The organism is Pedobacter sp. HMWF019 (assembly GCF_003061025.1).
Classification (GTDB): domain Bacteria; phylum Bacteroidota; class Bacteroidia; order Sphingobacteriales; family Sphingobacteriaceae; genus Pedobacter.
Genome location: NZ_QAIL01000138.1, coordinates 1 through 11,253 on the forward strand (window position 1 = coordinate 1; position 11,253 = coordinate 11,253).

The 11,253-nt window shown below is 39.8% G+C and carries 14 protein-coding genes; 10 read left to right on the top strand and 4 right to left on the bottom strand.

Going from position 1 to position 11,253, the window contains the following annotated elements; genetic code table 11:
* Positions 1–211: 211 nt before the first annotated feature.
* The 4 genes from DBR11_RS08705 to DBR11_RS08720 all read left to right on the top strand — a co-directional run bounded on the left by DBR11_RS08705 (position 212) and on the right by DBR11_RS08720 (position 4,523).
* A complete protein-coding gene (locus DBR11_RS08705) occupies positions 212–937 on the top strand; it encodes a response regulator transcription factor (protein ID WP_108551655.1) in 726 nt (241 codons plus the stop codon).
* A gap of 101 nt (positions 938–1,038) precedes the next feature.
* Positions 1,039–2,733, top strand: coding sequence for a S8/S53 family peptidase (locus tag DBR11_RS08710; RefSeq protein WP_108551657.1), 1,695 nt, complete (start codon positions 1,039–1,041; stop codon positions 2,731–2,733).
* A 23-nt stretch (positions 2,734–2,756) separates the two neighbouring features.
* Positions 2,757–4,292 (top strand): hypothetical protein, encoded by a 1,536-nt coding sequence (locus DBR11_RS08715; RefSeq protein ID WP_108551659.1) that lies wholly within the window; start codon positions 2,757–2,759, stop codon positions 4,290–4,292.
* On the top strand, positions 4,293–4,523 hold the full coding sequence (locus DBR11_RS08720; RefSeq protein ID WP_108551661.1) for a hypothetical protein: 231 nt from the start codon (positions 4,293–4,295) through the stop codon (positions 4,521–4,523). It begins immediately after the preceding gene.
* A gap of 63 nt (positions 4,524–4,586) precedes the next feature.
* On the opposite strand, the gene DBR11_RS08725 is transcribed toward DBR11_RS08720, so the two are convergent.
* From DBR11_RS08725 to DBR11_RS08740, 4 genes are all read right to left on the bottom strand, one after another.
* Positions 4,587–5,138, bottom strand: coding sequence for a YbhB/YbcL family Raf kinase inhibitor-like protein (locus DBR11_RS08725; protein WP_108551663.1), 552 nt, complete (start codon positions 5,136–5,138; stop codon positions 4,587–4,589).
* A gap of 85 nt (positions 5,139–5,223) precedes the next feature.
* Positions 5,224–6,066 carry an AraC family transcriptional regulator gene (locus DBR11_RS08730; RefSeq protein ID WP_108551665.1) on the bottom strand — a complete coding sequence of 281 codons (843 nt, stop codon included), beginning with the start codon at positions 6,064–6,066 and terminating at the stop codon, positions 5,224–5,226.
* A complete protein-coding gene (locus DBR11_RS08735; protein WP_108551667.1) occupies positions 6,054–7,424 on the bottom strand; it encodes a Fic family protein in 1,371 nt (456 codons plus the stop codon). Before DBR11_RS08735 ends, DBR11_RS08730 begins: the two co-directional genes overlap by 13 nt.
* A gap of 174 nt (positions 7,425–7,598) precedes the next feature.
* The gene (locus DBR11_RS08740) at positions 7,599–8,201 is read right to left on the bottom strand and encodes a hypothetical protein (RefSeq protein ID WP_108551669.1); all 603 of its coding nucleotides are present in this window, start codon (positions 8,199–8,201) and stop codon (positions 7,599–7,601) included.
* Between the two features lie 141 nt (positions 8,202–8,342).
* Between DBR11_RS08740 and DBR11_RS08745 the strand changes: the two genes are divergently transcribed.
* From DBR11_RS08745 to DBR11_RS08770, 6 genes are all read left to right on the top strand, one after another.
* Positions 8,343–8,633, top strand: a complete 291-nt coding sequence (locus DBR11_RS08745; protein ID WP_108551671.1) for a hypothetical protein — start codon at positions 8,343–8,345, stop codon at positions 8,631–8,633.
* A gap of 156 nt (positions 8,634–8,789) precedes the next feature.
* Positions 8,790–9,482, top strand: a complete 693-nt coding sequence (locus DBR11_RS08750) for a type II CAAX prenyl endopeptidase Rce1 family protein (protein WP_108551673.1) — start codon at positions 8,790–8,792, stop codon at positions 9,480–9,482.
* Positions 9,483–9,507: 25 nt separating this feature from the next.
* Positions 9,508–9,828: a YbbC/YhhH family protein gene (locus DBR11_RS08755; RefSeq protein ID WP_108551676.1), complete on the top strand. Its 321-nt coding sequence runs from the start codon at positions 9,508–9,510 to the stop codon at positions 9,826–9,828.
* 90 nt (positions 9,829–9,918) lie between these two features.
* Positions 9,919–10,323 carry a hypothetical protein gene (locus DBR11_RS08760; RefSeq protein WP_108551678.1) on the top strand — a complete coding sequence of 135 codons (405 nt, stop codon included), beginning with the start codon at positions 9,919–9,921 and terminating at the stop codon, positions 10,321–10,323.
* 147 nt (positions 10,324–10,470) lie between these two features.
* Entirely contained in the window at positions 10,471–10,755 is a 285-nt protein-coding gene (locus tag DBR11_RS08765) for an NTF2 fold immunity protein (protein WP_158275247.1), read from the top strand.
* A 52-nt stretch (positions 10,756–10,807) separates the two neighbouring features.
* Positions 10,808–11,170 carry a hypothetical protein gene (locus tag DBR11_RS08770; protein WP_108551682.1) on the top strand — a complete coding sequence of 121 codons (363 nt, stop codon included), beginning with the start codon at positions 10,808–10,810 and terminating at the stop codon, positions 11,168–11,170.
* Positions 11,171–11,253 lie beyond the last annotated feature (83 nt).

Below are 11,253 nucleotides of genomic sequence, written 5' to 3' on the forward strand. Positions count from 1 at the left end.
ATATTATATCATTATCATCAGATAGTGCAATATGTTTTTGTGTATAGATATCAAAATATTTCCATATATGCTGTAATTGATAAAATAACCCCAATCCACCCCAATTGCTTTTTCTGAAAATACTATTTCAATTGTCAATAATCCTGATTATATTTACGTAATCGTCTCGCAATCTGTATAATATAGTTTACTCATATTAACGCTTTGAACTATGGCCATCAAATCTCTATCCCAACTGGAGATGCAGCAGCATTGCCAGGCACAGATTCTGTCTTTAGGGAATAACATTGCCAGCAAAATCCTTAAAATCGAAGACATTGGAGACTATATCCCTGGTAGTGTCATGGTCCAGGACCTCAGCAGCCTCACCAATACCTATATGAACCAGACCGGATGCGATTACCTCAAACACAGTAAAGAAGAACTACAGGCACTGGGGCCGGAATACTTTAGCCGGTTTTTCCCTGCCGAAGAAATCACTGTGATCAAAAACGACCTCTTTCAATTCGTCAATGGAGGAGACGCCAATAAAGTATATTCCTTTTTTCAACGGGTAAGACCAGATGCAAATAATGACTACAAGTGGTATTTCACCACGTCGAGGCTATATCCCTCAGCCGAGCCCGGAAATGCCCTTAAAATAATCCATATTGCCTTCTCTGCAAATAATATGAGCTATGCAGGCAGAAAGCTCAGTAACCTGGTAGAAGACGATGCCTTTATCCGGAAAAACCTCCACCGTTTCAATCTGCTGTCCCGGAGAGAAAAAGAAATCATCAGGCTTATTGTAGAAGGGAAGAGCAGCTTTGAAATCGCCTCCTGCTTATACCTATCCATCCATACCGTGAACAACCATCGTAAAAACATTATTCACAAACTGGAAACCAATTCCCTTTCGCAGCTCATCAAATTTGCCGTGTCTTTTGGTATTATCTAAAGGCTAAATTCCCTTTAAAACAACTGAATATTAACATTCTGTAATGACTAGGCTTAGCTATTTTATGCAAACATAATTATGGCGATATTGTAGTAGAAATTATGAAAAGATACAACGAACCCATTGAACTCATCATAGAATACCGCCAGGATCCTCTGATGAAAACAGTGCCTGATATCGCGGCCGATCTGGAAGCCGCAGGTATTCCGGTGGAAAAAACAGCACCCCTGTTTAAACAAGTTGTTGAATCCAAAGATCTGCCCACAGATTCCGTGCTGGCCACAAAGGTGACTGTTAGAACCGCGGTGAACGATGTAGAAGTACATCCATGGGATCTTGCTCATGCTGCTTTGAACTCCGGTACCAATTACCGGTTTATAGAACCCGATCTTTGGCAGGAATATACGGTAGACGATAAGATGCCAGATCATTTCGATGGCACTTCCGCCAAGTCATTTGGTACAGAAGCCAAAGGAGACGACGTAGACCCGGACTGGCCGCCATCACAAAACCTGGTCTGGCATCTTGACGATGACCATTCTCAACTCGGAAGCGCCCGGAAAGAGGTGGCCGAGCTTGACGATTACGTTGTTCGTATAGGTCATCTGGATACTGGCTATACGGACCATTTTGCCATACCTCAGAAAATAAGAGATAACCCTTATCAGCAGAACTTTATAGAAGACGAACAAGCAGATAAAGCCGTGGATATTGGGAGCAAAGGCATGCTCAGACAGCCCTATCATGGTACTGGAACCGGAGGTATTTTAGCTGGCGATAAAATCCAGTTAACCACAGCTACCGGAGAGTTTAATGACTATCTCGGCGCGGCCTATTTTGCAGAGGTAATCAGCTGCCGGATCTCCAAATCTGTTATTCTCTTTAAAACAAGTGCCTTTGCACAAGCACTGAATTACCTCACAGACCTGGTGCATAACGGAACCCAGGTACATGTGGTATCCATGAGTATGGGAGGTGCACCGTCAAGAGCATGGACAGACGCCGTAAATGCAGCTTACGATGCAGGGATAACCATTGTAACCGCTGCCGGAAATAACTTTGCAGGCTTGCCAACCCGCCATGTCGTTTATCCGGCCCGTTTCCAGCGGGTTATAGCTGCTTGTGGAGTAACCTATAATAACGCACCCTATTACACCAGCCTGATCAATGAAATGCAGGGCAATTACGGACCATCCAAAGACATGCAAAAGGCACTCGCTGCTTTCACACCCAATATACTCTGGGCCAACTATGTGACAGGCACGGTACAGTTCAACGGTGCAGGAACCTCTTCTGCAACACCACAAATCGCAGCGGCTGCCGCCATTTATTATAAAAAAAACCACCAGGAACTGGATGCAGCAGAGCCCTGGCAACGCGTTGAAGCGATTCGAAATGCCTTGTTCAGTACGGCAAAAAAGACCGTTAAACCTGGATTTGGTGATTATTCCCAATACTTCGGAAACGGGATTATACAAGCATCTGATGCCTTGAAAGTGACCGTAAAAACCGATATCGCGCAAACCCCGGAAGACAGTTCCCCCTGGTTCCCGATTTTAAATACTTTATTCAAAGAAGTACCTGATGAAAAACAACAGTCCAGACTAGACATGTTCAATACCGAGTTATGGCAATTGTTGTACAGTTATCCGGAGCTCGCCCGGCAAATTGGTGATGATGAGGTAGACTTTAACGAAATCAGCGCACTCCATTGGGATTCCTTTGCAAATGCAGTAATGGAACATCCTGCGGCATCGAAGACCTTAAAAGCATTTTTAAAAAGTAAATTCAATTGAATTAACCCCATAACGATATAGAGATGGCAAAAAAGATCGTCCTTACCCTGGAGGGTAAACTCAAAAAGAAGTATGGGGCCAATATTACCCAGCTTAAAACTATATTTGATAGTCTGGTTACCGCAGATGCTGGGAAGGGTTTATCTACGTTAATTCTGTATGTCGATGATGTTGCAACCGCCGGGAAATATAGTTATCCCATTCCGGCAACATTTGACGAAGCGGCCTGTAAGAATATTGTAGACCAGATCTACTGGAAAGAAAGCCCGGAGTATCTGGCTGTTTTTGGAGCCCAGGACATCTTTCCCTTTCAACAGCTGGTTAATCAACTTCATCAATCCGGCGTTGCAGGGAGTGATCCCGATGCACATATTCCATCAGATCTTCCTTACGCCTGCGATTCTCCATACAGTACCGACTGTAACGCTTTCACCAATCCAACACGTGTGTTTGGCAGAATTCCCGATATGCCCTTGAGCGATCAGGAAGAAGGAACGGGAGACATTGAATATGTAAAAACAGTCATTGAAACCATCAACACTTCAGTGCCCGCTGATCCAGGTATTTTTAAAAACTATTTCGCGATCTCTGCCGATGTCTGGACAGGATCCACACAGATCAGTTTGAGAAATACCTTTAGCAATGCTTTCCAGATGAAAACCAGCCCACCCGATGTGGCAGGGGGCTATAGTACTGCAGAAATAGGTGCCCTTCCTCACTTCTTTAACCTCCATGGTGCACTCAGCAGGCCGAGCTTCTATGGACAAAAAGGCGGTAGTTATCCTGAAGCATTACGTCCGGCCGATCTGTCGGGAAAAGTTAATTCAGGAACCTTTGTTTCTGCAGAATGCTGCTACGGGGCACAATTACTCCCTTTGGGGGTAGGAATCAGCATCGCTAGTACTTATCTGTTAAACAAGGCTGCAGTCTTTATGGGTAGTTCTACCGTAGCTTATGGTCCGGCATCGGGGCAAGGCTTGGCAGATCTGATGTGTCAGTATTTTAGCATCAATATCCTGAATGGTTCTTCCAGCGGCAGTGCACTTTTGTCTGCACGTCAAAAGTTCCTCAGCGTGAGCGGACCAAGCCTCGATTTCCATGAATTGAAGACCCTGGCCCAATTCCATATTTTAGGAGACCCTTCCATACACCCGGTACAATCTCCGGAACCTAAGCAAATGAATACCATTGAAGACAGGCGGTTTACCTTACAGGCAAAAGGTATCAATCTTGGTCTAACCATTCCCAATACGGAAAAAATCAGCGATTCAAGATCTCAAAATCCATTACTGGAGTTTCCATCACTCCAAAACCTGGTTAAATTTGGAATAGCAGACTTAAAGACGGTTTTTGAGGTTGATGAAGTATTTACTAATGACTTTGCTATTGCTGCTCATAACTTTGTTGATGTAGGTAATCTGGCTGGCCGACAGAAAGTTCGTTACCATGTGTTCCAAAAAGGAAGTATCTTTGATAATGGAATCTGTGATCTGAAAGTACTGGTCGTTAAAGAACGAGACAATCAGTTCATGGGCTACCGCGAATACTTAAGCAGGTAAATGATGAAACTTACCGGAAAGATCATTCTAAAACCCTTTGCTACAGGCTCTAAAAGTGACCATGATGCAGTGTACCTGGAAACTGCTACAGGAGATTACCTCCTTCAGCAGAAGGAAGACAACCCATTTGAATGTTCTAACCTGGAAAGTTTCGCAGGGAAAAATGTAACCGTAGAAGGAGAATTGACTGATTACCTTTTTATAGCGAATGGTGTTACAGAAGTGGAATAGAATAGCAGGAGGTTGTATCGCATAGTTTCACTTCCTGTCATTATGAATATTGGTGTAGAATATTTACTTCTTCCTTTCATAGTACATCACAATAGATGCCTTTTGAATGGTGTTAGACCAGAAATTGAAACCAACAACAGCAGGATTTGTATTGGAATCAATATCCAATTTGTCCGCTTTTAAGGCATACACTGTGAATATATACCGGTGCGGACCATGATTTACAGGTGGACATGGGCCACCAAAGCCTTTAATGCCATAATCTGTAATGCTTTGCACTGCATTGGCCGGAAGCAATTTGCCGTCCAGGCTCCCTGCGCCGCTAACCAATTCCTTTACACTAGCCGGTATATTAAACACCATCCAATGCCAGAAACCGCTGCCAGTTGGCGCATCAGGATCATATACCGTTACCGCAAAACTTTTTGTTCCCTCAGGTGCGTTTTCCCAGGACAATTGTGGTGATACATTGGCTCCCTCACAGCCAAAACCGTTAAACTCCTGCTTTTTTGTTCCTTGTCCTCCAATCTCTTTACTCCTCAAAGTAAAGGTTTGTGCGTTTGTTATGGCTGTCAAAATAAACGATGCCATAACTGTTAAAATTATCCTTTTCATACAACAAATTTTTACACAAAGGAAGCATGAAATAACTCGGTTTACGATCTCTTAAAGCTCAAAAAATGTTGCTAAAAGTTCAATTTTAAGCTTTAAATTGTCTAGGTGTTACCTTGTATTCTGTTTTAAAAGCCTGGGTAAAGCTAGACAGACTTTCAAACCCAAGTTCCTCATAGATTTCAGAGGGGCGTTTTCCTTCTTTCAAAAGCAAGTCCGTAGCGAATTGCAGGCGCTTTTTCAAAAACCACTTTCCAGGCGGCATATGGTATATCCTGGTAAACGTTCTTTTAAAAGTAGACAGGCTCATGTTGTTTAAAAATGCGAGTTCCTCTATTGAAAGCTTTTTTAAACTGTTCTTTTCAATAAGCTCATGAAATTGTTCCTTTTCGTCTGAATGATTAGCTAGAAAAGGATGAAGAAAGGCAGGACCTATTTTACTGACCATGTAATACAAAAACTCATGGAGTTTGTTTTCCATAAAATTGGGTAGTAATAGGTTTGAAATGGTTTCTGTTTTTAACAACGATTGTACAAATGAGCGGATATATTCATCGTAGGTTAAAACAAGGAAAGGATTGTTATCTGATTTAGGAACAAGGATGTTATTCTTTTTTATAAAATTGGATACCGCAGTATAATTGAAAAACAGCAGCACACTTCGGTAGTTATTGTTTACTGAAGTCTTTTCCGTCATAATGCAGTTTCCAGCAGAAATCATCATGAACTGATCCTGATTCGTATGGTCGTATTCCTTGCCGTAGTAAATCTCCTTGCTGCCCTCCAATAGAAAGCTGATCACGTTCCTGTTGAGTACCGTCATGATCTTACCAGAGGATTGTTGCATGTGGTAGTTAAAAACAGATACGTTGTTTTTAAGCAAATCAGGGATCTGAAGATCATTTGGTACATTGTATGCTAGGTTTGCCATGTTGCCTTCCAGTTGTTAAATTCCTTTTGACTAACCCTGTATCTCGCAGAGTTGCCCTCATGTAATGAAAGAATTTCGGTTTCTACTGCTTCTGAGAAATGGGCTCTGTCTTCATTAGGTAGCGCATTCGATGTTGCCGTTATCAATTTGGAGGCTTCTTTTGAATTGAGTCCCTCTATAATGATTTGGCTGATCAAGTCCCGAATTTGATTGCGATACTTTAACTTAAACGGATCCGGATCGCCCAATGATTGACGTATTACAGCATATCTTTTAGCAGAACGTTCATAGGCCCACAAGAAAACATCCCTTAGAAGATTTATTTCATTTAACTCATAAATTGCAAGCATTCCCTGCGTGTACAGATCGTCGGGCACGTCTATAAATGATAGGGGAGAAAGGTTACTTCTAATCAATGAAATATTTGCGGCAAGGCGAGAAACGCGTTTATTTACATCATCAAAAGGTTGTAAATATGGTAAATGAACCATCATAAAGAACGATTGCTCGTATGGATTTTCAATTTTCCTTGCTTTTTCAAGTATAAGTTCAAAATGATCCTCAATTAATTGCGGAATTCCTAATGGGGTATAAGCCGAACCACTAATCCCAACTGCCATAGATCGAAGTCTTCCTGGGGCTTGTGGATCAGGTAATAAGTTATTGGCCAGCATTGCATGAAGGTTTAACAATGTATACCTGTTAAATCCAATTTCTTCAACTGCCTGGACAATAAATTCAATTGCATCTTTATGGTTAAGGATCATTTGTGCATCTTTAGCCGATTTTGTTTCATCGGCCTCACCCTGACTAATCAGACGTTCTGTATCGAGTAAGCTATAAGTATTTCCTTCCAGTCTGCTTGAATTCCATGAAAGATCAATCAACAGTCGATTCAAAATATGCTGGACATAAGTACCCGCTGGTTGATCAGTTTTGGTATCGCCAAGTTCAGCAAGTCGGGATAATTCCCGTTTTGACAGATAACTGTCTATATTGGGCTGGTAGGATTCTAGAAAATTCCGTTGATATCCCACCGGTGTTCGTGCTTGTATTGGTGCAGTAACCAATTTTCGTAATTGAATGCTTTTAGTACTAAGGGGTATTAACGTTGATGAATCTGGTGTCGAAACCATTTCATTTTCGCCTGATAGGAGTTTGTAAATAGTTGCCCGGGCATTTCCAGAAATAGTGATCCTACTTTGCTCGAACAGTTTCCTCAGTCTTCGTTGTAGGGTTCTATTACTCATTTCCGGATTATATTCCAGCCGGATTTCGTCAATTCCTGCTCCATCGGGGAACCTTTTTAAGACCATCAAGATGTCATCTTGAGCAGGATTTGCTATTACCTTCTTCATAGTATTGTGACAATTAACATAGTATCGCGACAAATATACGTTTAATCTGTCGCGATACTGGGTATTGCGACAGGTTTTGTTGCTTTTTGTCGCGATACTCAGTATCGCGACAAAAAATGAGCCAGATTACTACGACTAAAATGAAGAAAGTTAGCTGAGCCTACGTGATACATGTTACTTAGATTTCTTCCACTTAATATATCTTGGGAGCTTGACCAATTCTATTAGCTCGTCTATTTCAGAAATCACTGATAGGTCTTCAATCTCCACATAGCCAATATCCAAGGCACTTGACTTTTCGCCTAAAACATTGTCCAGAACTAAATAAGTAGCCACTAGAAAATCAGCCTGGTTGAGGGAATTGTAATCCTCTATGTATACTCTAAGTCCGATTTGTTGAGATGCTTTACTGCTTAGGGGAATAAAATACATCTCATCCGGATTTAGCTTAATTCCATTGTATTCTATTTTGTATTCTTCTCTAGCGGGCTTAAAAGTAATTATATTCCAGTATTCTAATGACGGTGCCTGACTTACAAGATCTTCAACTTTATTGAAAAAATCGGTATTTCCTCCCGCTGAAAGAATTAGGTCTTGCTTTTCATCTGGAACTCCTCCGACCTCGAAAAATAATTGGTCACAGTATTCCTGTAAATGAAAAAGTAACTCATCGAGAAGTCTTTCCCTTTCATTCTCATCATCAATTTGATTAAGAAAATAGTACTTTGCTTCGTTAGCTTTAAACCAATCCCAAAATTGCTTTTCGTTATTTATCATATGTGAGTGATCATAGCTTTAATAAAATGCCAATATACCGATCAGATTTAGAGAATTAAATAGTAATATTATTTGCTATTGGATTTGCGTCACTTTTGAGAAATCATTAGGCAAAAGCCAATATTAAAAAGGATAGGCAAGATGAAATTAAATTTGGACAATATAGAGCAGATGATTTCTGCAATTCTTTTGAAATATAAAGAGTTTCACGGGAATGAAATTGAAATAGAAAGTGATTATTATTGGAAAATTGATGAAAAGGAGATTTATGATGTCAATAAGGAGCCTGGGGATTTCTCAATAGGACAATTAACTGATGACTGGGAGACTCTTCAAAAATCGCTGCAGTCAGATGATTTAATTCCTTATGATTTGCAAAGAATTTCAAATATGCTTCAGGCATTGAGTATTGAGAAACCGATAATTATATAACGGGAGGAGGGTTGATCTATGCCACATAATGTTTATACGCTGCTAATTGTAAGTTTTAAAAGGTTCGCTGAAATTATAGTAACAAATGGAAGTATTGCGTGATGATCAGAGTAATTTTAATTATTTTTACTAGAAAGTATTCAACCTGATTCTTTAATGAAAGAAACGCTCTCCGCCTTTTGGCAATTTTTAAAACAGCCTCGCCTGCTAAGATTTAATAAGGATCGCAAATCGGCCATGAAAGATTTGGTTTGGTTACTTCTGTTGGATTTCCTTTTTGCCGGAATTCTAGTTTCCATATATCTACTACTTGAAAAATACCACCTGATCCGAATTTATGAAACATTTGATCTTTTCAAATATGGATTTGTAGGCGCGATGATTCTGTGCTGTGTTGTAGCCCCATTAATTGAGGAATCCATGTTCCGCTATCAATTGCGGAAATGGAAATTGGCTATTTTTTTTATAATGATTTCTTTGGCAGCAATCATGGCTTATTTTTTTAAGAATGAAAATATTAAGTTCGTGATCTATGTTGTATTCTTTGTTTTGGCAATTACAATTTATGCTACAGTCAGTAGCATGAGAAAAAAAAGGTTATACACCCTTTGGCGTAAATACTATGGATTTCATTTCTACTTTACGGCCTTGGTTTTCGGAATTATACATTTGGGAAACATAAAAGGTCTTACCTTAACTGACCCTTCATTTGTGATTTATATGTTATCACAATCATTTGGTGCGTTAACTATGGGATATATCCGATTAAAATATGGGTTATGGTATTCTATTTTATTACATGGATTCTTTAATGCTATACTTTTTCCGCTTGCATGGTTTTGGAGATGAAAACTAGGTAATAAACTAACTATCTATGAAGAAAACCGCTTTATTGTCGATTATGTCAATAACCATGCTTCTCCTAACAAGTTGCCAACACAGTACAGAACAAAAAGAGTGGGATGTTAGTCAAGGATATGTACCCGATAGCACTACAGCTGTACAAATTGCGCAAATACTGTTCGTTCGGGTCTACGGGGAGAAGGTTCTTGAAAAGAAACCATTTGTTGCAACCTTAAAAAATGGAAATGTTTGGGTTGTAGAAGGCACCTTGAAAGAGCAAAAAGGAGGCGTTCCACATTTAGAAATGCAGAAGTCTGATGGTAAAATTATTTATCTCATTCATGGAAAATAATCTTTGTGTAACTTAAGAAGCTGGACGAAGAGTTATGATTATGGAGTAAGGTTTTTTAATTTAGACCTCATTGATATCCTCTAAATAATTATGAGAGAGAAAATTGTTGTTTGTTTATTGGCTTTTCTTAGCCTGTTGTTCTTAAAGAGAACATTCGGTCAAGAAATTAATAAAAATAATATTGTTGGTATCTGGCAGGTATCAACAAGTAGAGCAGGATCGGCATTGCTTGCGCATTATCGTTTTTTTGATAATGGAAAGTTCATATATAATTTTAATGCATATGATAATACTAGTAGAATTCGAAGCGCCGGGGGATTTTACAAGTTAAAAGGTAATCATCTTAAATTGTATATAACATACAGGACGGAATTGTCTGGTGGTGATTTAGTACAGGGAGCTTTTGGATTTCAACAGGAAGAAATGGTTCTGGAGGGCGCAAAATTGATCAAAGTAACGCAATCTACTAAAGATCCGATTGAACTTACTATATAACCTTGCAAAACGAAAAACCCTATTAAGTGTATGAAACTCCAAAATAATATCTATTACAAAATATCAAAAAAACCGGAGGTGGAATAGCTATATTTTTAAATGAGAACGATCATTACCATGACTTTTTTGTCGATTATATCAATAACCATGCTTCTCCTAACAAGTTGCCAACACAGTACAGAACAAAAAGACTGGGATGTTAGTCAAGGATATGTACCCGACAGCATTACAGCTGTACAAATTGCGCAAATACTGTTCGTTCGGGTCTACGGGGAGAAGGTTCTTAAAAAGAAACCATTTGTTGCAACCTTAAAAAATGGAAATATTTGGGTTGTAGAAGGGAGTATTGATAAAGGCGTAGATGGAGGCGTTCCACATTTAGAAATGCAGAAGTCTGATGGTAAGATAGTCGATCTTTTTCATTACAAATAATATCTAAGCTGAAGCATCATTTAAGCTTATCTTTGCAGCCGAAAACATATTTATGATTGCATACAAACTTTACACTACGCCAGGCGGAGGGTCAGCTTTTCAAAAGGGAAAAATAACCAAACTTCAGCACGTTCCCACATCTTATACTTTTTTCCAGCAGGATGACCCCGCACACCGGGAATTTGACTGGCATGCTGCGCCAAGGAACCAATACGTATTAACCCTACAAGGTTCGCTGGAATTTACCGTAACAGACGGAAGCACATTTGTGGTAAATCCAGGAGATATCCTTATTGCGACTGATGTTGAAGGAACAGGACACAAGTGGAGGATGTTGAGTGAAGAAAGTTGGCTGAGAGCCTACGTAGTATTGGAAGATGTAAATCAAGATGGATTCGTTCCGGACCCGAACTGATGATATTCTGGAAGAAATATCTGTTGCTATACTCAATATCGTGACAAAAAATGGAATCCGTTGTTGCTATTAGAGTTTTAATT

What these genes read in the sequence shown, in the direction of transcription:
- DBR11_RS08705 (WP_108551655.1), top strand. Translation starts at nt 212, where the DNA reads ATGGCCATCAAATCTCTATCCCAACTGGAGATGCAGCAGCATTGCCAG.
- DBR11_RS08710 (WP_108551657.1), top strand. Translation starts at nt 1,039, where the DNA reads ATGAAAAGATACAACGAACCCATTGAACTCATCATAGAATACCGCCAG.
- DBR11_RS08715 (WP_108551659.1), top strand. Translation starts at nt 2,757, where the DNA reads ATGGCAAAAAAGATCGTCCTTACCCTGGAGGGTAAACTCAAAAAGAAG.
- DBR11_RS08720 (WP_108551661.1), top strand. Translation starts at nt 4,293, where the DNA reads ATGATGAAACTTACCGGAAAGATCATTCTAAAACCCTTTGCTACAGGC.
- DBR11_RS08725 (WP_108551663.1), bottom strand. Translation starts at nt 5,138, where the DNA reads ATGAAAAGGATAATTTTAACAGTTATGGCATCGTTTATTTTGACAGCC.
- DBR11_RS08730 (WP_108551665.1), bottom strand. Translation starts at nt 6,066, where the DNA reads ATGGCAAACCTAGCATACAATGTACCAAATGATCTTCAGATCCCTGAT.
- DBR11_RS08735 (WP_108551667.1), bottom strand. Translation starts at nt 7,424, where the DNA reads ATGAAGAAGGTAATAGCAAATCCTGCTCAAGATGACATCTTGATGGTC.
- DBR11_RS08740 (WP_108551669.1), bottom strand. Translation starts at nt 8,201, where the DNA reads ATGATAAATAACGAAAAGCAATTTTGGGATTGGTTTAAAGCTAACGAA.
- DBR11_RS08745 (WP_108551671.1), top strand. Translation starts at nt 8,343, where the DNA reads ATGAAATTAAATTTGGACAATATAGAGCAGATGATTTCTGCAATTCTT.
- DBR11_RS08750 (WP_108551673.1), top strand. Translation starts at nt 8,790, where the DNA reads ATGAAAGAAACGCTCTCCGCCTTTTGGCAATTTTTAAAACAGCCTCGC.
- DBR11_RS08755 (WP_108551676.1), top strand. Translation starts at nt 9,508, where the DNA reads ATGAAGAAAACCGCTTTATTGTCGATTATGTCAATAACCATGCTTCTC.
- DBR11_RS08760 (WP_108551678.1), top strand. Translation starts at nt 9,919, where the DNA reads ATGAGAGAGAAAATTGTTGTTTGTTTATTGGCTTTTCTTAGCCTGTTG.
- DBR11_RS08765 (WP_158275247.1), top strand. Translation starts at nt 10,471, where the DNA reads ATGCTTCTCCTAACAAGTTGCCAACACAGTACAGAACAAAAAGACTGG.
- DBR11_RS08770 (WP_108551682.1), top strand. Translation starts at nt 10,808, where the DNA reads ATGATTGCATACAAACTTTACACTACGCCAGGCGGAGGGTCAGCTTTT.